This window comes from Acinetobacter calcoaceticus (genome assembly GCF_900520355.1).
Lineage (GTDB): Bacteria > Pseudomonadota > Gammaproteobacteria > Pseudomonadales > Moraxellaceae > Acinetobacter > Acinetobacter calcoaceticus_C.
Map to the genome: position 1 here is coordinate 1,568,176 of NZ_LS999521.1, position 25,647 is coordinate 1,593,822.

Sequence of the window (25,647 nt, forward strand, 5' to 3'; positions counted from 1 at the left end):
TACTTTGCTAGGTGTACTATAGCGAAACAGAAAGGCTGAATACAAGATTTCTTAAGTTTTTATGGAAGGTAATGATTATATGGTTGCTCAAATTCGTATTGGACAGGGAATGGATGTGCATGCCTTTGAAGCAGGGGACTTCGTTACATTGGCTGGCATTCAAATTCCACATACACATGGCCTGAAAGCGCACTCTGATGGTGATGTGGTACTTCATGCCCTATGTGATGCTTTGCTAGGCGCTTTGGCACTCGGAGATATTGGGCAGCATTTTCCTGACACTGACCCAGAATACAAAGGCGCAGACAGTCGAGTATTGTTAAAGCATGTTTATCAACTCATATTGGATCGTGGTTATCAATTAAATAATGCTGATATTACGGTGGCTTGTGAGCGTCCCAAATTAGCTAAGCATAATTTGGAAATGCGTCAAAGCATTGCTGATGTTTTAAATGTAGATGTTAATCAAATCAGTATTAAAGCAACGACAACCGAAAAACTAGGGTTTACCGGTCGTCAAGAGGGTATTTTAGCAACAGCAACTGTTTTAGTCTCTCATCACACCAAGTGATCGGCCTGTTGCAAAGATTGTTGAAGCTCAATAGTTGCCTTACGTCCTTGTAGTTGTAAGGTAATACTATGAATAAGCCCTGTCCAAGTTTCATTAGGTTCCCAAGTTTCGTGAAGTAAATCTTGAGAAGTAGGCATGTCCATATTCATATAAAACTGTCTGTAAACATACATAAGGCAACTAGAGCGATCATTTTTAGTACAGTGAATCCAGACAATTTCATTCTGGACCAAATGATCAATGAGATCGAGTACCAATAAACATTGCTCTGCAGATGGCGTTTCCCAATCAATTGGAATGTGGATGTAATTTAAACCAATATCTAGGCAAATACGATCCTCATTCTCAATGTGGTTTGGTGCATTACTTAAAGCAAGGTTAATGACTATGCTACAACCATATTCTTTAATCAGTTTTAGTTGTTCGATTGATGGTTGAGCCGAACTAAATAAGTGCTCATGAATAACGGAAAAATTAGGGATTTGAGCTAATGATTGTTCAATAGTTGTCATGGTCGTACTCGGCAAGAGTAAGTTTGGCTTGTTGTGTTGAATGTTATACACGATTATATCTAAGAGATAAAATACAGCTTGCTTATATATTCATCAGCCTCAACAAGAATATTAAAAAAATTATAATAAATAAAAGAAGTCATTTAGAAAATAAAAAAACAGCACAATAAAAGTGCTGTTTTTTAGAAAGAAATTAAGCTTATTTCAGGCGTTCATTTAATAAGAATTCCATCAAAGCTTTTTGTGCATGTAAACGGTTTTCCGCTTCATCCCAGACTACTGCATTTTTATGGTCGAGCATGGTTTCGGAAATTTCTTCGCCACGATGTGCAGGTAAACAATGCATGAATAAACATTCAGGATGAGCAAGTCCCATTAATTTTTCATTGACTTGAAAAGCAGCAAAGGCTCTTTCGCGAAGCTTCTGTTCTTCTTCTTGTCCCATGCTTGCCCATACATCTGTCACAATGAGGTCAGCATTTACGGCAGCATCTTCTGCATTGTCAAAAACTTCAACACAATGACCAAACTCTGCTAAAAATTCAGGTTTAGGCTCATATCCTTTCGGCGATGCAATTTTGAGTTTAAAGCCCATCATGTGTGCAGCTTCAATATATGAGTTACACATATTATTGCCATCACCAATCCAAGCAACGGTTTTGCTTTTAATGCTACCGCGGTGTTCAATATAAGTCTGTAAATCTGCAAGTAACTGGCACGGATGATGGTCATCTGTTAAACCGTTAATAACAGGAACTTTTGAATACGATGCAAAACGTTCAACAATGTCATGACCGAAAGTACGAATCATCACAATATCAAGCATACTTGAAATTACACGTGCTGAGTCTTCAATTGGTTCACCACGACCTAATTGTGTGTCGCGAGGCGATAAGAAAATCGCACTACCACCAAATTGATTAATGCCTGCTTCAAAAGAGATACGTGTACGCGTGCTTGATTTCTCAAAAATCATTCCCAATACTTTACCAACAAAAGGTTGATATACCTGATTGTCATGCTGCATTTTTTTAAGCTCGCTTGCGCGTTCTAAAATGCGATTAAGTTCTAGAGTGGATAGATCACGTAAAGTCAGGAAATGTCTTAGAGCCATGTAGCTACTCCATAATAATTGTTATGAAATACAACAATTATCTGTTGTTGGCTGGGTGGATGTGGAAAAAAGAAGTCTACTATACTATAAGCATTTTAAAATGCAAAAGAATTAGACTTTATGATGGCCTCTTAAGAAAACATCAACACAATAGTTAATATAATCAATTACTTCTTTTTCATTTGGTGGGAGTGGCATCCCCATAATCATGCGCCATTCAATATCACGTAAAACTCCAAAATACATTAATGAAGAATGGTCGGGAGATGTACAATGAATCTCGCCAGATTGATGGGAAATTAAAAGTGCTTGTGCAATCGTATTTTGTACATCTTGAGCACATTTTTCATATAGATATTGGCTTAAAGTGGCATTGCATTGAGTTTGTTCAATCACTAGGCGTAAAAAGGCAATATGTTCAGGCTGGATAATGTGAGTGTAGAAGCGAATGAGTGTGTGAATTAAATAGTCGCGTAATGAACTTTGAGAGGGGTGAAATGCTAGACAAATATCTTTAAAAAACATTTCACGGCGATAATCGCAAATTGCGGTAAATAAGCCATCTTTATTACCGAAATATTTATAGATAGAAGTTTTTGAACCTCCAGCATGATTAACAATGTCATCAAGAGAAACGGCATCATATCCTTTATCCAAAAACAGCTCGGTTGCACTTAGCAATAGAGCTAAGCGACGTTCTATACCTCTGCGTGTTTGGGGTTTTTCACATACTGAATGATGTGACTCAAGGACGGAATCGTGCATAAAATTTCATAACAACGGTTAACTTTGCTTGTTTAGTATAGCAAAACTATCTTTAAGGGTGGTCATCACTATTTTTTTAGATCATCTGCTGAACAGTAATCACTTTATTTAAAAAATAAATGAATAGAAAATATAAACTTAGAGTGAATTTTGAAAATATTTAATGATGTAACCTGATGTTCATTTTTAAATTTAATAAAAAATAAAGCGGCTAAGAATGTTTTAGCCGCTTTTAATTTAGGTACTAAGCTTTTTAGGCTTCAGTTTGGGTAACCTTATGTTCATCTTCTTCATCATCGTCAGCAGAATCCATTCCAAGTTCTTTTAACTTGCGAGTTAAGGTATTACGGCCCCAACCCAGTAATTCTGCTGCGTGGCGTTTACGCCCGCGAGTTTGCAGTAAGGCTGCATTAATTAAGGTGCGCTCAAACATTGGGGTCGCAATATCCAGAATCTTCATTTCACCATTTTTAAGTTTTTGAATTGCCCATTGGTTAAGCAGTTCATCCCAATGATGTAGTGAAATGCGGTCAAATGAAGGTGCAGGTTGCCCTGATTCACTATTTTTTTGTAGTGGAACTTGTTTAAGTTCAGAAGGTAAATCTTCTGGATAAACTTCACGTCCGGTGATCATTACAGTTAACCAGCGACACGTGTTTTCAAGTTGTCGAACATTGCCGGGCCATGGCAACTGTTGCATATAATCTGTTGTCTCGGTACGTAAGATTTTTGGGCTCACGCCAAGTTCTTTACCTGCGCGTGCAAGAAAATGCTGAGCAAGCATTGGAATATCTTCGCTACGGTGCGCAAGTTTAGGAATGTGAATGCGAATCACATTTAAGCGGTGATATAAGTCTTCACGGAATCGACCTTCATTCACCAGTTTTTCTAAATCTTGATGCGTTGCCGCAACGATTCGAACATCCACTTTAACTGGGATATGTCCACCTACACGATAAAATTCACCGTCGGCGAGCACACGAAGTAATCGAGTTTGTGTTTCAAATGGCATATCACCAATTTCATCAAGGAATAATGTTCCGCCATTTGCTTGTTCAAAGCGGCCTTGATGCTGAGTATTTGCGCCTGTAAAAGCACCTTTTTCATGACCAAATAACTCGGTTTCAATCAAGTCTTTTGGAATTGCTGCCATATTTAAAGCAATAAAAGGCTTAGCACGACGAGGCGAATGCTTGTGTAAAGCATGCGCGACTAACTCTTTACCCGTACCTGATTCACCATTAATTAAAACAGTAATATGAGATTGAGATAAACGACCGATAGCGCGGAAAACCTCCTGCATTGCAGGAGATTCACCAATAATTTCTGTTGATTGAAGAGGCGTAGCTGTTTTTGTCGCTTCTTGCTGTTGTAATTTGTTGATATGCAGGATTGCACGATTAACCAAGGCTAAGGCTTCATCAATATCAAATGGCTTTGGTAAATATTCAAAGGCGCCTGTTTGATAGCTTGAAACAGCAGACTCTAAATCGGAGTGTGCAGTCATAATAATGACAGGTAAATCTGGATGAGAGTTTTTGACTTTAGATAAGAAAGTTAAACCATCAATTCCAGGCATTCGAATGTCGGTTAAAATGACATCGGGCGCATCATGGTGTAAACGTTCAAGTGCAGTTTGAGCTTCTTCAAAATTAGTGACATCAAAACCTTCTTCTTTAAAGGTCTTTTCTAATACCCATCGCATGGCGCGATCATCATCAATAACCCATATTTTATTTCGCGACACGGTCTGACTCCCAAGGTAAATATAAGCTAAAAATAGTTTTTCCAGGAACAGATTGGCATTCAATCATTCCATTATGTTGATGCATAATATTCTGTGCAATACTCAGGCCAAGCCCAGTACCTTTTGCTCGTCCAGTAACCAATGGATAGAATACTGACTCTAAAATACTCTCTGGTATACCTGGTCCATTATCCTCAATATCGACCCGCACAGTAGATCGGTTCAGCACACCATTAATCGTGACAAGACGTTGTATGCGGGTACGTAGAATTAGCTCTGGTTCCTGATCTGTGAAAAATGACTTATTTTCCGTGATGGCTTGAATCGCATTTACACTAATGTTGAGCATCACCTGTATGAGTTGATCTCGATCAGCATGAACATCGGGTAAAGACAAATCGTAATCACGAATAATTTTAATTTTTTTCTTGGTTTGATTTGCAATAAGAGAACGTACCCGTTCTAACGGCTCATGCACATTAACATTCTCATAACTTGGCAGTTGTCTAGAACCTAACATGGTATCAGCCAAGTTGGTTAAACGATCTACTTCATTAATAATGACATCGGTGAATTCCGCATAAGTCTTATCATTTAAGCTGCGAGCGAGTAACTGGGTTGCTCCCCGAATACCTGCAAGTGGGTTTTTAATTTCATGCGCAACGCCACGCACGAGCTGTCTAGCGACCTGATGTTGTTGAACAAGATTTTCTTCTTTTGAAATCTTTAACATGCGATCGATTGGGTTGAGTTCGATCAACAATAATGGATGGTAGCTTTTACCTGCATTTAATTGAGAAACTGTGTAATCCACATGCAGGTCTTTAAAGTTGACATTAATGACAGCTTCTCGGCGCGTATAAGGTTGTCCGGTTTTTATGGTGTTCAATAAAGCTTCATGCGTATTAAAAGTATCGTCAGGGGCATGAAGTAAGTTTAAAACTGGCTGCCCTGAAGCACGTAGTAAACTTATATCAAATAGTGCTTCGCAAGCTGAATTTAAGTAAAAAATATTCAAATTACTGTCGATTAATAAAATCGCAGTAGTTAAATTGTCTACCAAGAGGCGATAGTCGATAGGGGTGTGTTGATCCATTAGCGAATCGTTCCTGTCTTAAAATAGCGCAATGGCATCTTCATTGGTTATCGGATTTTCACCGTTATAGAACATGAACGATGCAAAATATACGCCAACTTTGTTTATGGGTTATTTTAAAGTTAAAAACGCGCTGAAATCGTTCTTTATATCTTTTGATCAAAACAGATAGCTCAAATCTAGATAATAACATGATCTAAATTGGTGCAAAGGTGAGTTTTGGTGCAAATGTTGGTTGTATTTTGGTGCATTACACAAAGAGTAGGCTTTCCACCTATGCTTGAGACAAGAAAAGACATACAATACGCGCATTCAAGTGGAGCGCAGATTCATGAAGACCCCCAAAGTCGGTTTTGTTTCTTTAGGTTGTCCTAAGGCATTGGTAGATTCTGAACGAATTTTAACTCAGTTAAAGACTGAAGGTTATCAAGTAGCATCAGATTATGATGGTGCTGATTTAGTAGTTGTTAATACCTGTGGTTTTATTGAATCTGCGGTACAAGAGTCGCTAGATGCAATTGGCGAGGCCATTAGTGAAAATGGTCGAGTGATCGTTACTGGGTGTTTAGGTAAAGATGAAGATAAAATTCGTCAAATGCATCCAAACGTTTTAAAGGTTACTGGGGCAGCAGCTTATCAAGATGTGATGGAAGCAGTACATGAATATGTACCAGCACCACCTAAACATAATCCGTTTATTGATTTGGTTCCTGAACAGGGAATTCGCTTAACACCAAAGCATTATGCCTACTTAAAAATATCTGAAGGATGTAACCATCGTTGTACCTTCTGTATTATTCCAAGTATGCGTGGTGACTTGGTTTCTCGTCCAGTTGGTAGTGTATTAGAAGAAGCTGCGGCACTTAAAAGAGCGGGTGTTAAAGAAATCTTGGTTATTTCCCAAGATACATCAGCTTATGGCGTAGACACCAAGTACAAACTTGACTTCTGGAATGGTCAACCGGTTAAGACAAAATTCTTCGATATGTGTGAAGCACTAGGCCAATTAGGTATCTGGGTGCGTCTACACTATGTTTACCCATATCCACATGTGGATGCGGTAATTGATTTAATGGCACAAGGTAAAATCCTGCCATATCTAGATATTCCATTCCAACACGCAAGCCCACGTATTCTTAAGTTAATGAAGCGTCCGGCTCATAGTGAAAATACATTAGAAAAAATTAAATTATGGCGTGAAAAATGTCCTGATCTTGTGATCCGTTCTACTTTTGTGGTGGGTTTCCCAGGTGAAACTGAAGAGGACTTCCAGATTTTGCTAGATTGGTTAGTTGAAGCTCAACTTGATCGTGTAGGTTGCTTTACCTATTCACCAGTCGAAGGCGCAACGGCAAATGATTTGCCAGATCATGTGCCAGAAGAAATTAAACAAGAGCGTTACGAGCGTTTTATGCAAGTCCAGCAACAAATTTCTGCTGCCAGATTGCAAAAACGTATTGGTCAAACGATGACTGTATTAGTCGATAGTTTAGAAGATGAATATCCTGTTGCCGTTGCACGTTCTTATGCTGATGCTCCGGAAATTGACGGTAATGTGTTCGTAGAAGATATCGATAAGAACACTATTCAACCGGGCGATATGTTGGAAGTCGAAATTACCGATGCGGATGAATACGATTTATTTGCAAAGTTAATTAAAATTAAATCGGTTTAATCGAAATATATTTAAAGAGCATTCAGTTTAAGAGGTTTTGGAGCAAAGTCATGGCGGAAACAATTAGCCCTCGTTATTCACGTATTCTATTAAAATTATCTGGTGAGGCATTGTCAGGTAATAAAGATATGGGTATTGATGCCCAAGTTTTAGATCATATGTCCCTTTCAATTGCACACTTGGTTGGCTTAGGTGTACAAGTGGGTATTGTTGTGGGTGGCGGTAATTTGTACCGTGGTAGTCAGTTGCAAAAAGATGGCCTAGTTGGTCGTGTAACAGGCGATCAAATGGGTATGCTTGCAACTGTGATGAATGGCTTAGCTATGCGTGATGCTCTAGTTCGTCGTAATATCAGAACTCGTCTTATGTCTGCATTGCCAATTGGTACAGTGGTAGAGTCTTATTCAAGTCGTGATGCTATCCGTCATTTGAGTCAAGGTGAAGTTTGTGTTTTCGTTGCGGGTACAGGAAATCCATTTTTCACAACGGATACAGCAGCATGTTTACGCGGAATTGAAATTGAAGCGAATTTGATTTTAAAAGCGACTAAAGTAGATGGCGTTTATAATAAAGATCCAAGTAAATTTGAAGATGCTGTTAAATACGATCATTTAACCTTTGATCAGGTGTTAGATGAAAAACTTGGTGTTATGGATTTGACGGCTATTTGTTTATGTCGCGACCATAATGTGCCACTGCAAGTTTTTGATATGAATAAATCAGGTGCGTTATTGTCAGTAGTAATGGGTGAAAAAGAAGGGACGCGCGTTACTAAATAATGTACGTGTTACCGAAAGCTCTTTATACTAGCGCTAAATTAAATTTGTTAAATATATCTTTGAATAAATAAGTAAGGTAGATCATATGATTAACGATCTGAAAAAAGACAGTGAACAGCGTATGTTAAAAACTCTAGAGTCTTTGGAGCTAGGGTTTGCTAAAGTTCGTACTGGCCGTGCACACCCATCAATCTTAAATGGTGTGATGGTTCCTTACTATGGTTCTGATGTGCCTTTAAATCAAGTAGCAAACGTGGGTATTGAAGACTCGCGTACCCTTGTTGTTCAGCCATTTGAGCGTACAATGGTTTCAGCTATTGATAAGGCAATCCGTGAAAGCGATCTTGGTTTAAACCCAATTACAGCAGATGCGATTCGTGTACCTTTACCTGCATTAACTGAAGAAACACGCCGTGATATGCAAAAAGTTGCGCGTAATGAAGCAGAAAATGCAAAAGTTGCGATTCGTAATATCCGTCGTGATGTATTAGGTGATATTAAATCATTGCTAAAAGAAAAAGAAATTTCTGAAGATGATGAGCGCCGTGCCGGTGATGATATCCAGAAAATTACTGACAAATATGTTGCAGAAGTGGACAAACGTCTTGCAGCGAAAGAAGCAGAATTGATGAAGGTCTAATTTTATGACCGATTCTGAAGAGTATCATCTTCCCAAGCATGTTGCCATCATCATGGATGGCAACAACCGCTTTGCAAAAAAAAATCAAATGCAAAAAGGTGATGGGCATCGGGAAGGTAAAAATGTTCTTGATCCTATTGTTGAACATTGTAAAAAAACTGGTATTCGTGCTCTAACTGTTTTCGCATTTTCAAGCGAAAATTGGAATCGACCGCAGTATGAAGTCGATCTGCTTATGAAACTTCTGGAAGAAAGTATTCATGAGCAAATACCTCGCATGAAGAAATTTAATATTGCTTTGCGTTTTATTGGTGATCGTTCTCGTTTATCGTCACACTTAGTTGCCTTAATGGAAGATGCAGAGCAACAGACAGCACATCATGACACTATGACCCTAACCATTGCGATAAGCTATGGTGGGATGTGGGATATTGCAAATGCAGCAAAACAGGTTGCTCAAGCAGTTTCTCGTGGTGAGTTTGATGCTGATCAAATAAATGTTGATTTGTTCGAAAAATATGTCAGTCTAAACGATCTGCCAGCTGTGGACCTATTAATCCGCACAGGCGGAGATTATCGCATATCTAATTTCTTGTTATGGCAAGCAGCTTATGCGGAACTGTATTTTACGGAAGCTTTATGGCCAGAATTTACAGTAAAAGAGTTCGATCATGCATTGAATGTTTTTTCAGGGCGTGAACGTCGTTTTGGTAAAACATCTGAACAAATTCAGCAAGAGAAAATAGAGAATTTATAATGTTAGAGCGGATTGTTACCGCATTGGTACTTGTTGCAGTTGTTTTAGGCTGTATGTTTGCTACGCAATCACATTATCCAATGTTGATTCTTATGATTGTTGCAGCAGGGGTTGCGGGGTATGAGTGGTATAAATTAATGCCTCGCGAAACTGCAAATGCTGTAAAACCTAAAGCTTGGTGCTATGGTCTGCTTGTTGCATTTGTTTCAGGTGTTGCCCTATTTTTCCACGATATTGCGTTACTTTTGTGGTCTGCTTCAATTTTGACTTGGATTGTAAGTGTATATTGGGTTAAGTCATTTCCTGAGTTTGATGGCTGGTATAACGCGACCTTATATGTGATTGGCATAATTTTAGTTTGCGCTGCGGTAACGTCAATTTTTGTAGTATGGCAAAGCTCACCATGGTGGTTAATGTATCTGTTCTTGCTCGTATGGGGCGCAGATAGTGGTGCTTACTTTGTTGGTCGTAAATTTGGAAAAAGAAAGCTAGCTCCGACCGTGAGTCCTAATAAATCAGTAGAAGGTTTGTACGGTGGTATTATTACGACTGTAATAATAATGGTAGTTGTGCAATATCATTATCTAAATTTAACTTTAATTCAGCAAATTCTGTTTCTTATATTGTCATTAATCACAGTATTTGGTTCAGTTTTGGGTGACTTATTTGAATCAATGATTAAACGTCGTGCCGGTATTAAAGATTCTGGTCGTGTTCTACCTGGTCATGGTGGTGTTTTAGATCGTATTGATTCTTTACTTGCTGCAGCCCCGATCTTTGCAACGGGAATGTATATATTAAAACTTATTGGTGTAGATTTATAGATGACACAATCTGTTTGCATATTAGGTGTAACCGGTTCCATTGGTCAAAGTACCTTAAAAATTTTAAATCAACATCCTGATAAGTATTCAGTGTTTGCAGTTTCAGCTCATAGCCGAATTTCTGAGTTAGTTGAAATTTGTAAACAATTCCAACCAAAAGTAGTGGTTGTTCCTGAGCAAAAAGTTACAGAGTTATCAGCTCTATTTGCACATAATAAATTACAAAATATTGAAATTTTGGTTGATCAGCAAGGTCTGGTAAGCATTGCTTCACATCCAAATGTGGATGTTGTTATGGCCGCAATTGTTGGGGCGGCAGGTTTGTTGCCCACTTTGGCTGCTGTGAAAGCTGGTAAACGTGTATTATTAGCGAATAAAGAAGCTTTGGTTATGTCTGGTGAAATCATGATGCAAGCAGCACGTGATCATCAGGCATTGTTATTGCCAGTCGACTCCGAACACAATGCTATTTTTCAGTCATTACCTCATAATTATTTAGAAGCCGAAAGAAATGGGCAACCACAGCAGGGCGTATCTAGAATTTTATTAACAGCCTCTGGCGGTCCTTTTTTAAACCATTCTTTAGAGCAATTAAAAGAAGTTACTCCTCAGCAAGCCTGTAAACATCCTAATTGGTCTATGGGACAAAAAATCTCAGTTGACTCAGCTACTCTTATGAACAAAGGATTAGAGTTGATTGAGGCATGCCATTTGTTTTCAATATCTGAACATTTTGTTACAGTTGTTGTCCACCCACAAAGTATTATTCATTCTATGGTGCAATATGTGGATGGTTCAACATTGGCACAAATGGGTAATCCAGATATGTGTACGCCAATTGCACATGCTTTAGCATGGCCTGAGCGTTTACAGACGAGTGTTCCTGCTTTAAATTTATTTGAATATTCTCAGCTTAATTTTCAAGCGCCAGATATTCAAAAATTCCCCGCACTTGATTTGGCACGTCAAGCAATGCGAGAGGGCGGTTTGGCACCTACTATTTTAAATGCCGCAAATGAAGTTGCTGTTGCTGCATTTTTAAAGCAACAGATCGGATTTACAAATATTCCACAAGTGGTAGAACATACTTTGCAAAAATTGGAAAATTCAGTTGCTGAAAACATTGAGTGTATTTTAGAGAAAGATGAAATAGCACGACATGTAGCACAGCAATATATATCAAGTATAGGAGGCTGAAATGAGTGCATTATTTATGATTGCAGCAGCGGCTCTTTTACTTGGTCCTTTAATTGCAATCCATGAGTTCGGCCATTATTGGGTTGCACGAAAATTAGGTGTTAAAGTTTTAGTATATTCCATTGGTTTTGGACCTACCTTACTCAAATGGACATCAAAAAAATCTGGAATCAAATACCAGCTTTCAGCTTTACCATTGGGCGGCTATGTCAAAATGCTCGATGAGCGTGAAGGTAATGTTGCAGAGCAGGATTTACCTTATGCATTTAACCGTCAAAAACCATGGAAACGTATAGCAATTGTTGCAGCTGGTCCTTTAATTAACTTGATTTTTGCTGTCTTACTTTTCTGGATCCTATTTTTACCTGCACAAGAACAACTAAACACTAGAGTAGGTAAAGTCATCCCAAACTCACCAGCAGCAGCTGCACAAATGCAAGTAGGTGACAAGATTATTGCAGTTGATGGAAAAGAAACGCAAACCTGGGAAAAGCTTAACTTTGCTTTGATTGATCGTGTAGGTGAAACCGGCAGTGTAAATATTGATGTAGACCGTGCTGGTACTGAGAAAAATATTGTTTTACCGATTAAAGACTTCTTAAAAAATCAGAATGAATCGGCTTTAGATACATTAGGTTTTTTACCATACCGTCCCGTTATTCCAGCTGTTGTGACTGAATTGACTCAAGATGGAGCTGCAATTCGTCAAGGAATGAAAGTAGGTGACCATATTGCTTCAATTAATGGTCAAGTAATGAAAGACTGGTTTGATGTTGTAGAAATAGTACAACATTCTCCAGAGAAATTACTCAATATTGATGTGTTACGTAATGGTCAAGTAGTTCATTTGCAAGTCATGCCTCAAGGAAAACGGGACAACATGGGGCAAGTGAGCGGTGTTTTGGGCGTGAAAAGTGATGCAGGAAAAATTACAATTCCTGACGAATATAAGCAAACAATTCAATATACTCCAATAAAAGCTTTCGAGATGTCACTAGATAAAACTGGTCAAATCTCTAGCATGATATTGAGTTCAATAGTAAAAATGGTTAAGGGTTTAATTGGTTTAGAAAATTTATCTGGACCAATTACAATCGCAAAAGTAGCGGGACAAAGTGCAGAAATGGGGTGGCAGACTTTTATCTCATTTATGGCTTTAATGAGTGTAAGTCTTGGAATTTTAAACTTATTACCAATTCCAATGCTAGATGGTGGACATCTGGTTTATTACATTATTGAAGCTATTCGTGGGAAGCCTGTTTCTGAACAAATACAAATGTTTGGTCTAAAAATTGGTATGGTACTGCTCGGTAGTATGATGCTTTTGGCTCTATTTAACGATTTTATGCGTTTGTAAACGTATATGGATTTATAACTTACTGGAAAAAACTGGCATGCGGCACACACATTTTTTAATGCCTTTGGCACTTGTTAGCGCTATGGCAGCGGTACAACAAGCATATGCAGCTGATGATTTCGTTGTTCGAGATATTCGCGTAGATGGCTTAGTCCGTCTTACTCCTGCAAATGTTTATACCATGTTGCCAATCAACAGTGGCGATCGCGTTAATGAACCGATGATCGCAGAAGCAATTCGAACATTGTATGCCACTGGACTTTTTGACGATATTAAAGCATCAAGAGATAACGATACTTTAGTTTTTAATGTCGTAGAGCGCCCAATTATTTCAAAGCTTGAATTTAAGGGTAATAAACTTATTCCTAAAGAGGCATTGGAACAAGGCCTCAAAAAAATGGGAATTGCTGAAGGCGAAGTTTTTAAGAAATCGGCTTTACAAACAATTGAAACTGAATTAGAGCAGCAATATACCCAGCAGGGTCGTTACGATGCTGATGTAACCGTTGACACAATAGCTCGTCCAAATAACCGTGTTGAACTTAAATTAAATTTTAATGAAGGCACAGCCGCTAAAGTTTTTAATATCAATATTATTGGTAATACTGTTTTTAAAGACAGTGAAATTAAACAAGCCTTTGCAGTTAAAGAAAGTGGTTGGGCTTCTGTTGTAACGCGTAATGACCGTTATGCTAGAGAAAAAATGGCAGCGAGCCTTGAAGCTTTGCGCGCTATGTACCTTAATAAAGGTTATATTAATTTCCATATTAATAACTCACAGCTTAATATTAGTGAAGATAAAAAGAATATCTTTATTGAAGTTGCTGTAGATGAAGGCAGTCAATTTAAATTTGGACAAACCAAATTTTTGGGTGATGCACTTTATAAGCCGGAAGAATTACAAGCTTTAAAAATTTATAAAGATGGCGATACTTATTCTCAAGAAAAAGTAAATGCTGTTAAGCAGTTGTTATTGCGTAAATATGGTAATGCTGGTTATTACTTTGCAGATGTGAATATTGTTCCGCAAATTAATAACGATACAGGTGTTGTTGACTTAAATTACTATGTAAACCCAGGTCAGCAAGTCACTGTACGTCGTATTAACTTTACAGGTAATAGTAAAACTGCCGATGAAGTATTACGTCGCGAAATGCGTCAAATGGAAGGCGCTTTAGCCAGTAATGAAAAAATTGATCTGTCTAAAGTTCGTTTAGAACGTACGGGATTCTTTAAGACGGTTGATGTTAAACCCGTGCGTATTCCAAACTCACCAGATCAGGTGGATTTAAACGTCAATGTTGAAGAACAGCACTCGGGTACTACAACATTAGCTGTAGGTTATTCACAAAGTGGTGGTATCACATTCCAAGCAGGTTTGAGTCAAACTAACTTTATGGGAACGGGTAACCGTGTTTCAATCGATTTGTCTCGTTCTGAAACTCAAGATTACTATAACTTAAGTGTTACCGATCCTTACTTTACAATTGACGGTGTAAGCCGCGGTTATAACGTTTACTATCGTAAAACGAAACTAAATGATGACTATAATGTTAATAACTACGTTACCGATAGTTTCGGTGGTAGTTTAAGTTTTGGTTACCCAATTGATGAAAATCAAAGTTTAAGTGCTTCTGTAGGTATTGATAATACTAAGGTAACGACAGGTGCATATGTATCGACGTATGTACGTGATTACTTATTAGCAAATGGTGGTAAGGCAACTGGTAAAGATACTTATTGTCCAATAGATCAGCAAGAGCCTGTAAAAGATGAGCAGGGTAATATTATCGAAATCAAGTGTAAGATAACACCAGTTAGTTATGACAATGCATTTGAAGGCGAATTCTTTACATACAACTTAAATTTAGGCTGGTCATATAACACATTAAACCGTCCAATTTTCCCAACATCAGGGATGTCGCATCGTGTAGGTCTGGAAATTGGTTTGCCAGGTAGTGATGTTGACTATCAAAAAGCAACTTATGATGCACAGGCATTCTGGCCAATTAGTAATACTGGTTTCGTACTGCGTGGTTACGGTAAGCTTGGTTATGGTAATGATTTACCATTCTATAAAAACTTCTATGCAGGTGGTTATGGTTCTGTTCGTGGTTATGATAACAGTACCTTGGGTCCGAAATATTCAAGTGTAAATTTACAAGAAACCAATCAAAATGACGGTTCTCCAGAAGAAGTGGGGGGTAATGCTTTAGTACAATTTGGTACTGAGTTAGCTTTACCGTTACCTTTCAAAGGGGACTGGACTCGTCAAGTGAGACCAGTCATTTTTGCTGAAGGTGGTCAGGTATTCGATACCAAGTGCGACGTTGGTTCTTATTCTATGATTATGAATGGTCAGCAAATAGCAGATGCTAAAAAATACTGTGAAGATAACTATGGTTTCGACTTAGGTAATATGCGTTATAGCGTAGGTGTTGGCTTCACATGGATTACCATGATCGGACCATTATCTCTTAGCTATGCATTCCCTTTAAATGATAAGCCTGGTGATGAAACTAAAGAGATCCAGTTTGAAATCGGTCGTACTTTCTAAGTGCGACTTGACTAAACATGAAATAAGGACACAAATTTAAATGAAAAAATTAAATATATTAATGTTAGGACTAGGTCTGACAGTTTCGGCTATGACTAACGCTGCGGGCTATGGTGTTATTGATCTTGCTAAAGTTGTTGAAAGCAGTGCTTATTTGAAACAACAAAACGCAAGTTTAAATCAATCAGTTAAGCCAACCACAACTCGTCTTGAGCAATTAGGTAAAGAATTAGAAGGTCTTCAACGTCAAGCCCAAACTCAAGGGCAAAAAATGAAAGAAGATGATATTAAAAAGCTTCAGGCACAATATCAGACAAAACTCAATGAATTTAATTCGACTCAACAAGGTTTGCAGTCTAAAGTTCAAACTAGTTTGCAAGGAATGAATTCAACTTTTGAGAGTCGTGTGAAGCAAGCAGCTGAACAATTACGAAAAGAAAATAATCTTGACTTCATTTTGAATAAAAATTCAACTGTTGCCTATGACGCTAAGTATGATTTAACTGATAAAATGATACAAAAGGTTAATTCAATGAAATAAATTAATGAAAGTGCAACATTATCGTTTAGATGAACTGGCTCACTTAGTAAATGGTGAGCTAGTAGGTGCGGGTAGCCTTCAGTTTATAAACTTAGCAAGTTTAGAAAATGCTGAAACTCATCAGATTGCTTTCGTGAATGGCGAAAAGTATATAGATCAAGCAAAGACTAGCCGTGCAGGTGCGTACATTGTTACAAGCCTTATTAAAGAACAGCTTCCTGATAAACAAAATTTTATTATTGTTGATAATCCTTATTTAGCTTTTGCTATCCTTACCCATGTTTTTGATAAAAAAATTACATCGGTAGGTATAGAAAGTACGGCTCAAATTCATCCTTCTGCGATTGTTTCTGAAACAGCATATATTGGTCATTACGTCGTAATTGGCGAAAATTGTGTGGTCGGTGATAACACGATTATTCAGTCTCATACTCGACTGGATGATAATGTGGAAATTGGAAAAGATTGTTTTATTGATGCTCATGTCACTATTACTGGTGAATCTAAATTATTTGATCGTGTGCGAGTTCACGCAAGTACTGTAATTGGTAGTGAAGGCTTTGGCTTTGCACCATATCAAGGAAAGTGGCATCGCATTGCTCAATTGGGTTCAGTTATTATTGGTAATGATGTTCGCATTGGTTCAAATTGTAGTATTGATCGAGGTGCATTGGACAACACAATTTTGGAAGATGGGGTAATTATTGATAACCTTGTGCAAATCGCGCATAACGTTCATATTGGTTCAAATACAGCTATTGCTGCTAAATGTGGAATTGCTGGTAGTGTTAAAATTGGCAAAAACTGTATTCTAGCAGGGGCTTGCGGTGTATCAGGACACCTTTCTATTGCCGATAATGTGACTTTGACTGGAATGTCAATGGTCACAAAAAATATTTCTGAAGCTGGAACTTACTCTTCAGGAATTGGATTGTTTGAAAATAGTCATTGGAAAAAGACAATTGTACGTTTGCGACAATTAGCAGATGTGCCATTGACCCAAATCACTAAACGACTTGATCATATACAAGCTCAAATAGAGTCTCTTGAATCAACCTTTAATTTGCGTAAATAGAATATTATGACCGAGTCAACTACACCTAAATTTGCCATCCCTGAATTACCAATGCAGATTCAAACGATTCGTCAATATTTGCCGCATCGTTACCCATTCTTATTGGTTGATCGTGTGACTGAAGTTACTGACAATAGTATTGTTGGTTATAAAAATGTTTCTATCAATGAAGAGTTCCTACAGGGACATTTTCCAGAATATCCAATTATGCCTGGTGTTCTAATTGTTGAAGCATTAGCTCAGGTTTCAGGCGTTCTAGGATTTATTATGAACAATGAAACGCCAAAACCAGGTTCTTTATTCCTGTTTGCTGGTGCGGAAAGGGTTAGATTTAAAAAACAAGTAGTTGCTGGTGACCAACTTGTATTAAAATCTGAATTAGTAATGCAAAAACGCGGTATCTACAAATATAATTGTACGGCTACCGTTGACGGTATTGTAGCAACAACCGCTGAAATTATGATTTCACACCAAAAAACAGAGCAGGCATGAGCAATCACGACTTAATTCATTCTACGGCCATTATTGATTCATCTGCAGTGATTGCTCCAGATGTCCAGATAGGACCTTATTGCGTTATCGGTCCAAATGTGACGATTGGTGCGGGTACTAAGCTACATTCACATGTGGTAGTGGGTGGTTTTACCAAAATTGGTCAAAATAATGAGATTTTCCAGTTCGCAAGTGTTGGTGAAGTGTGCCAAGACTTGAAATATCAAGGTGAAGAAACTTGGTTGGAGATTGGTGATCATAATTTAATTCGTGAGCATTGCAGTTTACATAGAGGAACGGTGCAAGATAATGCTTTAACTAAAATAGGAAGTCATAACCTATTGATGGTTAACACACATATTGCACATGATTGTATTGTTGGTGACCATAATATTTTCGCCAATAATGTTGGTGTTGCCGGACACGTACACATAGGTGATCACATCATTATTGGTGGTAATTCTGGTATTCATCAATTCTGTAAAATCGATTCTTACAGTATGGTGGGTGGGGCATCACTAATCCTAAAGGACGTACCAGCTTACGTGATGGCTTCTGGTAACCCAGCCCATGCATTTGGTATTAATGCCGAAGGAATGCGCAGGAAGGGTTGGTCTAAAAATACAATTCAAGGTCTCCGAGAGGCTTATAAGTTAATTTTTAAATCAGGACTTACCTCTGTTCAAGCTGTTGAGCAGATTAAAAGTGATATTCTTCCAAACGTTCCAGAAGCTCAATTATTAATTGACTCTGTTGAACAGTCAGAACGTGGTATTGTTCGCTAAGAAAATATATTAAAAAAAGACACCGCATATTGCGGTGTCTTTTTTTTCTTAAAATTATTATTTATTAAAAAACTTGGCTTCTTCAGATTTTGGATACTGACTTAAGATTTTAGTTTTATATTGGTTTGCTGAAGCTGTATTTTTATCGACATCTTTAGCAATACTATAGAGTTGATAAAGAGCACGAGGAGCTTTACTAGAATTTGGATATCGAGTTGCTACGACATTATAGTTCTTTTTTGCCTCATTATAGTTTACCGGATCAGTTGCTAAATTAAATTCAGCTAACCAAAAATAAGCATTTCCCGTATAAACACTATTTGGGTGATTTTTGATAAAATTTTGCATTGGGGCGATAGCTTTTTTTGCGCCACCTTGCTTATAGGCGTCTAAAGCTACAGTGTAAGCTGCCTTTTCAAGTTCTACTGAGTTTGATTGATTTTGTGAAGGTGGTTGAGACGCTTCTGGTTGTGGTGGAGGTGTGGTGGAAGGGTTGCTTGTAGGGGTAGCGTTTACCACTTTGTTCTCTACTGTAGAGGCTTCTGTGTTTGCTGGAGCTGGAGTGTCACTGTTTGCCGGATTGTCTGATGGAGCACTTTCTGGATCAACCTTCTGATTAAGTAGTTCTAAGCGTTGATCTAGGTCAGTATAACGATTAGATAAATCTTTTTTCAATTGTTCGATATCGTTTGATTGTTCTTCTAATTGCCCACGTAAGGCACGTACATCATTCTCTAATTGTTGGTTTTTTTGCATTAATTCCCAGTTTAAATTACTAGGTACTGAAACATTATTAGATGAAATGTTAGTTGAGCTACCACCGCTTTGGCTTAAACCGCGAGACTCAATTGGAATGTTGGCATAGAGAGAGGTAGTGCTCATTAAGGCAATAAATAATAAAGAATGCTTCATCAATCGCATGAGTATAAGTCCATAATTTTATGTAAAAGCCAACTTGAGAAAGGAATATATAAACTATTCACTTAACTATCTAAGATTTTAATTGGTCAATGCAATTAAAACAGCTAACAATATAAATGCAAGAATAGTTTACAATCTTCAAGCATATTTTATCCAAAATAAGATACAAGAAAAAATATGCGAGAAAGATCTATAGAAATTTATGAATTTTTGCTGATGAATTAATCAATTGAAACAGAAACTTGCTTAAAACTGGGAAGAAGGCTTGCAACTCTTTTAAAAATCTCTATACTTTGTCTGGCAATGGTAGCCCCGCTGGTGGCTTCGCAATTGTACTCTGTGAACCCCGCCAGGACCGGAAGGTAGCAACGGTAGCAGATCTATGATGTGCCGAAGTTTTGCTAGTGGGGCTGCCACCATTGCTCTTAGTCCACTCTCCGTTGGACTGCTTTTATAATTACATCTAAATCAAATCCTCTATATTGTAAGAATCTAATCTGTTTTGCTTTAAGCTTTGGATCTTTTTCTACTTCTTCGCCAAATTTTTTCACTTTCAGTTGATACGCTTGTTCTATCCAATCAATATTGTGAATATCCTCTGCAATTAAATCATTTTCGATTTGTTTTGTTTTTAAAGCTTGCTTAATACGGTTTGGCCCTTTGCCTTTACGAATCTGGCTAGCAAGCATTTGTTCAGCAACACGTTGATCACTTTGATAATTCTTTTCAGATAATTCCTCAACAAGTTGTTTAACCTCTTCGGGATTTTGTGCATAACGAGTTAATTTGTCAGTAAGTTCTGCTTTGGAATAATCTCGACGAGTCAATAAAGCAAAAGCATAAGAGCGTAAACGTTGACCTGTAAGTAAAGCTCGTTGTTGAGATTGTTCTTCAGTTCTTTTGAACATAGTATTAGGATTCCCTTGTAAAAAAACGCCCCGAAGGGCGTTTTAAAGCTCATGAATAATTAAGATTCTAATAAAACATCAGCTTCTTCTTCATCTTCAACTTGAGCAGCATTAGTACCTGTTGTTAACAGTTGTTCGCGGATATTACGTTCAATCTCTCCAGCCATTTGAGGATTCTCTTCAAAGTGGCGAATAACATTGTTCTTACCTTGACCAATTTTATTACCTTGATATGAATACCAAGCACCTGCTTTTTGTACGATATCTTGCTGTACAGCTAAATCTACAAGTTCGCCTAACTGGTTTGTGCCTTTACCGTATAGGATTTGGAAAAGAGCTTCTCTGAAAGGAGGAGCCATTTTGTTTTTAACAACTTTAACTCGAGTTTCAGAGCCGACGATTTCATCGCCTTCTTTTACTTGACCAATACGGCGGATATCTAAACGTACAGAAGCATAAAACTTCAATGCGTTACCACCAGTCGTGGTCTCAGGGCTACCAAACATTACCCCAATCTTCATACGAATCTGGTTAATGAAAATAACCATACAGTTTGAGCGTTTGGCATTACCAGTAATTTTACGAAGTGCCTGACTCATTAGACGAGCTTGTAAGCCCATATGAGAGTCACCCATTTCGCCTTCAATTTCTGCTTTAGGGGTAAGTGCAGCAACTGAATCGACAACAATCATATCAATTGCGCCAGAGCGAACTAGCATATCTGCAATTTCGAGAGCTTGTTCACCGTTATCAGGCTGTGATACAAGCAGGTTGTCAATGTCCACACCAAGTTTACGTGCATATTGTGGATCTAATGCATGCTCTGCATCGATAAATGCACAAGTACCGCCAGCTTTTTGACATTGTGCAATCGCTTGTAGAGTCATTGTGGTTTTACCAGAAGATTCTGGACCATAAATCTCGACAATACGGCCTTTTGGTAAACCACCAATCCCCAATGCAATATCTAAAGTCAAAGAGCCTGTAGATACAGCTTCAACTGCTTGAACAGTGTTGTCACCGAGACGCATCACCGTATTTTTGCCAAATTGTTTCTCAATTTGACTTAGCGCGGCTTGTAATGCTTTGCTTTTATTCTCATCCATCTCAAAAACCTCAATACTCTATGTTCATCACGTTTAACCCAAGTGGATGCATTGAATCTCAACTTGTTTCACTGAGTTAATAGTGACAGATTTTTTCTATAGCTTCTATGTGTTGTATGTGTGTGTGCGACACAACTCGACGTTTTTATTTATCATCGTATGACCAATTTTGATCATTCTCCTGTTTAAACCGAATAATTTGTCGACGATCCTTTTTAACCGGTCTGTGATCAGGTCGAGCTAGATTATGCAATTTTCGTTGGGATGCAATCAACTCCCGTCTAGCAATACTCACTTCGGTTTCTTCATAAAGTTGCTGTGCGACCGGAGCTGGACCACGTGTGTTTGAAAGGGCTTTTATCACAACTGTTTTTTTATCAAAACCTTGCTGAATAATAAGTTCCATTCCCACTCGAATTTCTTTGGAAACTTTTACACGCTCATTATTGTGATGTACTTTACCTCCTTCGATCGCCGCTTTAGCAATTGAACGAGTTTTAAAAAAACGAGCAACCCATAGCCACTTGTCGACACGCATGGTCTCTACAGCATCGTTTTCACGCAATTTTGACATCATTATCCTTTCTATCAATTTGATTCAATATAGACAGCAAATCTGTAAGCTGATCTAGTGCTTTATAGTCTAAATCTTGATGCTGTCTTATATCTTTTAGACTTGAGGGCTGTGAGATAGTAAACAAGTGTTTAATACCAAATTTTTCTGCCGTTTTTAATACGGGAGCCGTATCGTCAATAAAAATCGTGTCATCTGGATTGAAGAAGTGTAATTGTTGGAGCTCTTGCCAAAAATTAATATCTTCTTTGGCATAACCAACTTGTTCACTTGATATGATTACATCAAAGAAATGTTCAATTGCAATATTGTCGAGCTTTAAACGTAAGCTAGCGCGGTCAGCATTAGTCACCAGCCAACACGTGTATCCTTGTTCTTTAAGTTGTTGCAGAAGCTCAGTACAGCCAGAACGAGCTTGGATTTTAGATTGAAATTCTTGTTGTAATTTAAGTACATCAACTCCTACAGTTTTAGTCCAATAGGTTGATGAATACCAAACAAGAGTGTGCCTATGTGTTTGATAAAATTGATATAGCTTTTTTTGGCTCTCGGCAAGGGGGAGTTGATGTCTTTTCGCATGTCGTTCAGGAAGACATTCATTCCAAATGAAATCATCAAAAGCGAGATCTAAGAGGGTACCATCCATATCAAACATTACAATTTTAGACATGCGTCAAAAAACTCCAAAGGCATTCAAAGCACAATTTTTCAAATGAATTTGTCATATAACCCTTAAAAAATAATAATTTGGGAATGATTTTTAGCTTTCAAAGAAATTCAAAGCTCAACAAAGCAATTCATGCAACAAACAAAAATTTGTACAAGAGTTTGTACAAAATATTATAGCTGGCATGGACGGTAAGTTGCTTAAGATATTTTGTAAGTTGGACTTTATCTGAAGAGAAAATGGCTTTAAGTGATACCTGGTTAAAATCTAATAACGGAAAGGTTAGAGATGCTACGCAAGTTGTAAATGACAGAGAAGGTTTATCAGTTCGCATATCCCCAAAAGGGAAAATTGTGTTTCAAATGCGGTATAGATTTAATAATGCTTCAAAACGAATGGATATTGGAACTTATCCAATGATGAGTTTGAAAGAAGCACGAGCTGAAGTAGCTGAGAATAAAAAGGAATTGGATAAAGGTAGAGATCCTTTACAACTTAAATTAAAAAAAGAGACAGCTTATTTAGCACAACCTACAGTTCGTGAAATTTGCATTGAGTTCTTTGATACAGCTGCTTCGCATAAAGCAGCATGTAAAGATGATAAAAGAGCATTTGAAATACACGTATTTCCAAGATTAGGTAAACGTATTTGTGATGAAGTTACTTTACAAGAATGGTCAAAACTTTTGCTATCTATTGTTAGTTATGCAAAAACAGTCGCTGTAAAGGTTCTTGGAAATTTGAAGTTAATTATGCGCTGGGGATGTATTCACGGAAAATTACAAGAGCAAACTTTATTACATATCAGAGCAATTGACCTAAACGTAAGAAAGAATTCACGAACTAGATATTTAACAGAACAAGAGATTTTTTGGGTTATCCATGCAACTTTTCTGTCAACTGGAATGTCACCAAAAAATAAATTTATGGTTCTTTTTTTATTAATATTTGGTTGTCGTGTAGGGGAGTTGAGAACTGCTAAAAAGAGTAATTTTGACTTTCAGAATCATACATGGACAATTCCCCCTGAGCAGCATAAAACAGGAGCAAGGTCAAAGAAAGCTATTGTTAGGCCACTAATTCCTCAGGTAGAAATTCTACTTAGACAGGTATTTGAACTTTCACCACCGGATTGTGAATGGGCCTTTCCAATTATTAAGGCACAAAAATATAAACCTACTCAGAAAGGTTTTCAAACAACGCTTCCTATTTATATTAATGAAAATGTCAAAAAATATTTTGATGTTGATATGAACCATTGGACTACTCATGATTTGAGAAGGACAATGCGTACACATATTTCTGAATTTGCTCCACCGCATATTTGTGAAATTATGCTTGGGCATGCTTTACCGCAAATTTGGGGTACGTATGATTTAAACCAGTACTTGGAACCTCAGGCGCAAGCTTATGCAAAATGGTTTGATAAGCTCTGCGCCATAATCAATAATTATGAAAGGTTTGATATTAAAGGCTCAATTTCAAGTGCTTCTAAATATCCATTTCTAATTTCCCAAGAAGCAACCGCTTTAACACCGTATAAATTGGTTGCTCTTCCGTGACCTTTAAAAATGGGTTCAGGAAAGGGGTCGGAACCTCTTTCCCGCATATTTTTTAGAGTGCCTTTCGATATTTTGTACCTTTGTAAAATCTCTGGTGTTGAGATGTAAATTGCCATTAAATTTAGACCTCCTTGCTTTTCACTTTCATTTAGGCGACTAACTGATATCTAAGTTGATTCATTTTTGCCATTCCGCGCATACGCAGTTGATCGACAAATTGTTTATCTCTATTCATCCAAGCTCGACAAAAAGAAGAAAACTGTTTTTGGCAAACTTCATTCATTTCAAATCCTTTACTAGTTTCTTTTATAGAAATCTTGGCAACGTCCTTGCCTCCTTTTAAGACAATGAAACCTTTCTTATAAGAAGCATAGAAACCATTTTCAGACATCCAAACAGTGAATGGATAAGACATAGAGTCAGGGATATACTTCATCATGTCAGAATCTCCAAATAGCATCTTTAAGCTTTGCCTTATGTAACAAGTGTTCAGTTTCATAGAGAGATACATTTGCAAACACCTGAGTTCGGTTACCGATCACAGTAAATGTTCGTGTTTTGCTGTTATAAATCTGAATCATTGCTTTTGCATCCACCCAGCATCTTTGCGTTTAGACTGACAGGCGTTATAAACGGTCTGTTGAATAGGGGTGTTTTTATACAGCTTATAAATTTTATTTAATTGTTCAAAACTCTGAGCTGTTTGTACTGAAACAAGAATGCTTTCAAGTTCATCACGAGAATACGTTTTTAAATTCTCTTGATTTGAATCCCTAGGAGGCATTGTTTGCGAATTAGTATTCTGTTCTTCAGATCGAGTACTAGCTTCCGCATAATTTTTATCTCGGAGAGTTTGAAGATATTGGTGAAACTCTCTGGCCCTTTGTTGGTGACCAGGTGTATTCCAAAGTTTTGAATGAATATCCCCAGTAAGACCAATTTGGCTCATACACTTTACTAATGCATCAGTGACTGACTTTTTTGGGGCTTCTTCATCATATTTCATCTTAATTGGTGTGTTTGCATTGCCAGCTGTTCTATAGACTGCTTTTGTTGAACCCATATGTTCAACTAAGCATTTTTTGCCATCTCTCATATACCAAAATTGAACCATTGCCCAATGCAATTTAGTTTCTAGATCAAGTGCCTCAAACCCCTGATTTTTAATTGAAAAACCCCAGCCATCGCCACAAGGTCCAAATACCTCTGTACAACGAAAAGTTAACCAATAAGGATGTGTTGATGTACCTTTATATTCCTTGCCTTCGATAGTTGTTGTTTGACTTGGATCAGTTAAGAAAAGTTGATCCCAAAGTTCACGATTTTTTAAATCCAACATAGGAAGCTCCTTAATGATTAGGCCAGCACAAACCGCAGTTGTGACATTTCCATTGACTACCTGAGCCAGAATGACTAACACCCAAA

General features: G+C 37.6%; 26 protein-coding genes and 1 other RNA gene. 15 read left to right on the forward strand and 12 right to left on the reverse strand.

Annotated elements, in window-relative coordinates:
- The first annotated feature begins 79 nt into the window (after window positions 1-79).
- Window positions 80-571: a 2-C-methyl-D-erythritol 2,4-cyclodiphosphate synthase gene (ispF, locus tag AC2117_RS07460; RefSeq protein ID WP_003652198.1), complete on the forward strand. Its 492-nt coding sequence runs from the start codon at window positions 80-82 to the stop codon at window positions 569-571.
- On the opposite strand, the gene AC2117_RS07465 is transcribed toward ispF, so the two are convergent.
- The 5 genes from AC2117_RS07465 to glnL form a co-directional block, all read right to left on the reverse strand.
- Entirely contained in the window at window positions 559-1,083 is a 525-nt protein-coding gene (locus AC2117_RS07465; protein ID WP_042894227.1) for a protein tyrosine phosphatase family protein, read from the reverse strand. The genes ispF and AC2117_RS07465 overlap by 13 nt on opposite strands.
- Before the next feature lie 199 nt (window positions 1,084-1,282).
- The gene (argF, locus tag AC2117_RS07470) at window positions 1,283-2,197 is read right to left on the reverse strand and encodes an ornithine carbamoyltransferase (RefSeq protein WP_133973036.1); all 915 of its coding nucleotides are present in this window, start codon (window positions 2,195-2,197) and stop codon (window positions 1,283-1,285) included.
- 111 nt (window positions 2,198-2,308) lie between these two features.
- Window positions 2,309-2,962 (reverse strand): TetR/AcrR family transcriptional regulator, encoded by a 654-nt coding sequence (locus AC2117_RS07475; RefSeq protein ID WP_133973038.1) that lies wholly within the window; start codon window positions 2,960-2,962, stop codon window positions 2,309-2,311.
- 253 nt (window positions 2,963-3,215) lie between these two features.
- Window positions 3,216-4,709, reverse strand: a complete 1,494-nt coding sequence (glnG, locus tag AC2117_RS07480; RefSeq protein ID WP_133973040.1) for a nitrogen regulation protein NR(I) — start codon at window positions 4,707-4,709, stop codon at window positions 3,216-3,218.
- Window positions 4,696-5,805: a nitrogen regulation protein NR(II) gene (gene glnL / locus AC2117_RS07485; protein WP_133973042.1), complete on the reverse strand. Its 1,110-nt coding sequence runs from the start codon at window positions 5,803-5,805 to the stop codon at window positions 4,696-4,698. The genes glnG and glnL overlap by 14 nt, the downstream gene beginning before the upstream one ends.
- 331 nt (window positions 5,806-6,136) lie before the next feature.
- Between glnL and rimO the strand changes: the two genes are divergently transcribed.
- The 12 genes from rimO (at window position 6,137) to lpxA (ending at window position 18,484) form a co-directional block, all read left to right on the forward strand.
- On the forward strand, window positions 6,137-7,480 hold the full coding sequence (gene rimO, locus AC2117_RS07495) for a 30S ribosomal protein S12 methylthiotransferase RimO (protein WP_042894136.1): 1,344 nt from the start codon (window positions 6,137-6,139) through the stop codon (window positions 7,478-7,480).
- A 50-nt stretch (window positions 7,481-7,530) separates the two neighbouring features.
- Complete coding sequence (gene pyrH / locus AC2117_RS07500; RefSeq protein WP_003652185.1) at window positions 7,531-8,259, forward strand: UMP kinase; 729 nt, start codon at window positions 7,531-7,533, stop codon at window positions 8,257-8,259.
- An 85-nt stretch (window positions 8,260-8,344) separates the two neighbouring features.
- Entirely contained in the window at window positions 8,345-8,899 is a 555-nt protein-coding gene (gene frr, locus AC2117_RS07505; protein WP_042894139.1) for a ribosome recycling factor, read from the forward strand.
- A gap of 4 nt (window positions 8,900-8,903) precedes the next feature.
- Complete coding sequence (gene uppS, locus AC2117_RS07510; RefSeq protein WP_133973044.1) at window positions 8,904-9,656, forward strand: polyprenyl diphosphate synthase; 753 nt, start codon at window positions 8,904-8,906, stop codon at window positions 9,654-9,656.
- On the forward strand, window positions 9,656-10,480 hold the full coding sequence (locus tag AC2117_RS07515; protein ID WP_133973046.1) for a phosphatidate cytidylyltransferase: 825 nt from the start codon (window positions 9,656-9,658) through the stop codon (window positions 10,478-10,480). The genes uppS and AC2117_RS07515 overlap by 1 nt, the downstream gene beginning before the upstream one ends.
- The gene (ispC, locus tag AC2117_RS07520) at window positions 10,481-11,677 is read left to right on the forward strand and encodes a 1-deoxy-D-xylulose-5-phosphate reductoisomerase (protein WP_133973048.1); all 1,197 of its coding nucleotides are present in this window, start codon (window positions 10,481-10,483) and stop codon (window positions 11,675-11,677) included.
- A gap of 1 nt (window position 11,678) precedes the next feature.
- The gene (rseP, locus tag AC2117_RS07525) at window positions 11,679-13,034 is read left to right on the forward strand and encodes an RIP metalloprotease RseP (protein WP_133973050.1); all 1,356 of its coding nucleotides are present in this window, start codon (window positions 11,679-11,681) and stop codon (window positions 13,032-13,034) included.
- 37 nt (window positions 13,035-13,071) lie between these two features.
- Complete coding sequence (gene bamA / locus AC2117_RS07530) at window positions 13,072-15,591, forward strand: outer membrane protein assembly factor BamA (RefSeq protein WP_197731007.1); 2,520 nt, start codon at window positions 13,072-13,074, stop codon at window positions 15,589-15,591.
- 40 nt (window positions 15,592-15,631) lie between these two features.
- On the forward strand, window positions 15,632-16,132 hold the full coding sequence (locus AC2117_RS07535) for an OmpH family outer membrane protein (RefSeq protein ID WP_042894155.1): 501 nt from the start codon (window positions 15,632-15,634) through the stop codon (window positions 16,130-16,132).
- A 4-nt stretch (window positions 16,133-16,136) separates the two neighbouring features.
- Window positions 16,137-17,207, forward strand: coding sequence for a UDP-3-O-(3-hydroxymyristoyl)glucosamine N-acyltransferase (gene lpxD / locus AC2117_RS07540; protein WP_133973052.1), 1,071 nt, complete (start codon window positions 16,137-16,139; stop codon window positions 17,205-17,207).
- Between the two features lie 6 nt (window positions 17,208-17,213).
- Window positions 17,214-17,699 carry a 3-hydroxyacyl-ACP dehydratase FabZ gene (fabZ, locus tag AC2117_RS07545; RefSeq protein WP_003652176.1) on the forward strand — a complete coding sequence of 162 codons (486 nt, stop codon included), beginning with the start codon at window positions 17,214-17,216 and terminating at the stop codon, window positions 17,697-17,699.
- Complete coding sequence (gene lpxA, locus AC2117_RS07550; protein ID WP_133973054.1) at window positions 17,696-18,484, forward strand: acyl-ACP--UDP-N-acetylglucosamine O-acyltransferase; 789 nt, start codon at window positions 17,696-17,698, stop codon at window positions 18,482-18,484. Before fabZ ends, lpxA begins: the two co-directional genes overlap by 4 nt.
- Before the next feature lie 57 nt (window positions 18,485-18,541).
- Here lpxA and AC2117_RS07555 read toward each other — a convergent pair whose 3' ends face one another.
- Entirely contained in the window at window positions 18,542-19,405 is an 864-nt protein-coding gene (locus AC2117_RS07555) for a YbgF trimerization domain-containing protein (protein WP_133973056.1), read from the reverse strand.
- Window positions 19,406-19,718: 313 nt separating this feature from the next.
- Here AC2117_RS07555 and ffs point away from each other — a divergent pair.
- An RNA gene (gene ffs, locus AC2117_RS07560) (signal recognition particle sRNA small type) lies at window positions 19,719-19,815 on the forward strand.
- A 15-nt stretch (window positions 19,816-19,830) separates the two neighbouring features.
- Here ffs and AC2117_RS07565 read toward each other — a convergent pair.
- From AC2117_RS07565 to AC2117_RS07580, 4 genes are all read right to left on the reverse strand, one after another.
- Window positions 19,831-20,313: a regulatory protein RecX gene (locus tag AC2117_RS07565; protein WP_042894165.1), complete on the reverse strand. Its 483-nt coding sequence runs from the start codon at window positions 20,311-20,313 to the stop codon at window positions 19,831-19,833.
- A 59-nt stretch (window positions 20,314-20,372) separates the two neighbouring features.
- A complete protein-coding gene (gene recA / locus AC2117_RS07570) occupies window positions 20,373-21,419 on the reverse strand; it encodes a recombinase RecA (RefSeq protein ID WP_133973058.1) in 1,047 nt (348 codons plus the stop codon).
- Window positions 21,420-21,564: 145 nt separating this feature from the next.
- Window positions 21,565-21,993, reverse strand: coding sequence for an RNA-binding S4 domain-containing protein (locus AC2117_RS07575; RefSeq protein WP_075431440.1), 429 nt, complete (start codon window positions 21,991-21,993; stop codon window positions 21,565-21,567).
- The gene (locus AC2117_RS07580; protein ID WP_133973060.1) at window positions 21,977-22,663 is read right to left on the reverse strand and encodes an HAD-IA family hydrolase; all 687 of its coding nucleotides are present in this window, start codon (window positions 22,661-22,663) and stop codon (window positions 21,977-21,979) included. The genes AC2117_RS07575 and AC2117_RS07580 overlap by 17 nt, the downstream gene beginning before the upstream one ends.
- A gap of 236 nt (window positions 22,664-22,899) precedes the next feature.
- Between AC2117_RS07580 and AC2117_RS07585 the strand changes: the two genes are divergently transcribed.
- On the forward strand, window positions 22,900-24,222 hold the full coding sequence (locus tag AC2117_RS07585) for a tyrosine-type recombinase/integrase (RefSeq protein ID WP_133973062.1): 1,323 nt from the start codon (window positions 22,900-22,902) through the stop codon (window positions 24,220-24,222).
- 148 nt (window positions 24,223-24,370) lie between these two features.
- Here the strand turns inward: AC2117_RS07585 and AC2117_RS07595 are convergent, their stop codons facing one another.
- Window positions 24,371-24,661: a hypothetical protein gene (locus AC2117_RS07595; RefSeq protein ID WP_171459058.1), complete on the reverse strand. Its 291-nt coding sequence runs from the start codon at window positions 24,659-24,661 to the stop codon at window positions 24,371-24,373.
- A gap of 138 nt (window positions 24,662-24,799) precedes the next feature.
- Window positions 24,800-25,561 (reverse strand): hypothetical protein, encoded by a 762-nt coding sequence (locus AC2117_RS07600; RefSeq protein ID WP_133973066.1) that lies wholly within the window; start codon window positions 25,559-25,561, stop codon window positions 24,800-24,802.
- Window positions 25,562-25,647: the final 86 nt, after the last annotated feature.

Coding starts and splice junctions, on each gene's coding strand:
- ispF (WP_003652198.1), top strand. CDS start 80: ATGGTTGCTCAAATTCGTATTGGACAGGGAATGGATGTGCATGCCTTT.
- AC2117_RS07465 (WP_042894227.1), bottom strand. CDS start 1,083: ATGACAACTATTGAACAATCATTAGCTCAAATCCCTAATTTTTCCGTT.
- argF (WP_133973036.1), bottom strand. CDS start 2,197: ATGGCTCTAAGACATTTCCTGACTTTACGTGATCTATCCACTCTAGAA.
- AC2117_RS07475 (WP_133973038.1), bottom strand. CDS start 2,962: ATGCACGATTCCGTCCTTGAGTCACATCATTCAGTATGTGAAAAACCC.
- glnL (WP_133973042.1), bottom strand. CDS start 5,805: ATGGATCAACACACCCCTATCGACTATCGCCTCTTGGTAGACAATTTA.
- rimO (WP_042894136.1), top strand. CDS start 6,137: ATGAAGACCCCCAAAGTCGGTTTTGTTTCTTTAGGTTGTCCTAAGGCA.
- pyrH (WP_003652185.1), top strand. CDS start 7,531: ATGGCGGAAACAATTAGCCCTCGTTATTCACGTATTCTATTAAAATTA.
- frr (WP_042894139.1), top strand. CDS start 8,345: ATGATTAACGATCTGAAAAAAGACAGTGAACAGCGTATGTTAAAAACT.
- uppS (WP_133973044.1), top strand. CDS start 8,904: ATGACCGATTCTGAAGAGTATCATCTTCCCAAGCATGTTGCCATCATC.
- AC2117_RS07515 (WP_133973046.1), top strand. CDS start 9,656: ATGTTAGAGCGGATTGTTACCGCATTGGTACTTGTTGCAGTTGTTTTA.
- ispC (WP_133973048.1), top strand. CDS start 10,481: ATGACACAATCTGTTTGCATATTAGGTGTAACCGGTTCCATTGGTCAA.
- rseP (WP_133973050.1), top strand. CDS start 11,679: ATGAGTGCATTATTTATGATTGCAGCAGCGGCTCTTTTACTTGGTCCT.
- bamA (WP_197731007.1), top strand. CDS start 13,072: ATGCGGCACACACATTTTTTAATGCCTTTGGCACTTGTTAGCGCTATG.
- AC2117_RS07535 (WP_042894155.1), top strand. CDS start 15,632: ATGAAAAAATTAAATATATTAATGTTAGGACTAGGTCTGACAGTTTCG.
- lpxD (WP_133973052.1), top strand. CDS start 16,137: ATGAAAGTGCAACATTATCGTTTAGATGAACTGGCTCACTTAGTAAAT.
- fabZ (WP_003652176.1), top strand. CDS start 17,214: ATGACCGAGTCAACTACACCTAAATTTGCCATCCCTGAATTACCAATG.
- lpxA (WP_133973054.1), top strand. CDS start 17,696: ATGAGCAATCACGACTTAATTCATTCTACGGCCATTATTGATTCATCT.
- AC2117_RS07555 (WP_133973056.1), bottom strand. CDS start 19,405: ATGCGATTGATGAAGCATTCTTTATTATTTATTGCCTTAATGAGCACT.
- AC2117_RS07565 (WP_042894165.1), bottom strand. CDS start 20,313: ATGTTCAAAAGAACTGAAGAACAATCTCAACAACGAGCTTTACTTACA.
- recA (WP_133973058.1), bottom strand. CDS start 21,419: ATGGATGAGAATAAAAGCAAAGCATTACAAGCCGCGCTAAGTCAAATT.
- AC2117_RS07575 (WP_075431440.1), bottom strand. CDS start 21,993: ATGTCAAAATTGCGTGAAAACGATGCTGTAGAGACCATGCGTGTCGAC.
- AC2117_RS07580 (WP_133973060.1), bottom strand. CDS start 22,663: ATGTCTAAAATTGTAATGTTTGATATGGATGGTACCCTCTTAGATCTC.
- AC2117_RS07585 (WP_133973062.1), top strand. CDS start 22,900: ATGGCTTTAAGTGATACCTGGTTAAAATCTAATAACGGAAAGGTTAGA.
- AC2117_RS07595 (WP_171459058.1), bottom strand. CDS start 24,661: ATGATGAAGTATATCCCTGACTCTATGTCTTATCCATTCACTGTTTGG.
- AC2117_RS07600 (WP_133973066.1), bottom strand. CDS start 25,561: ATGTTGGATTTAAAAAATCGTGAACTTTGGGATCAACTTTTCTTAACT.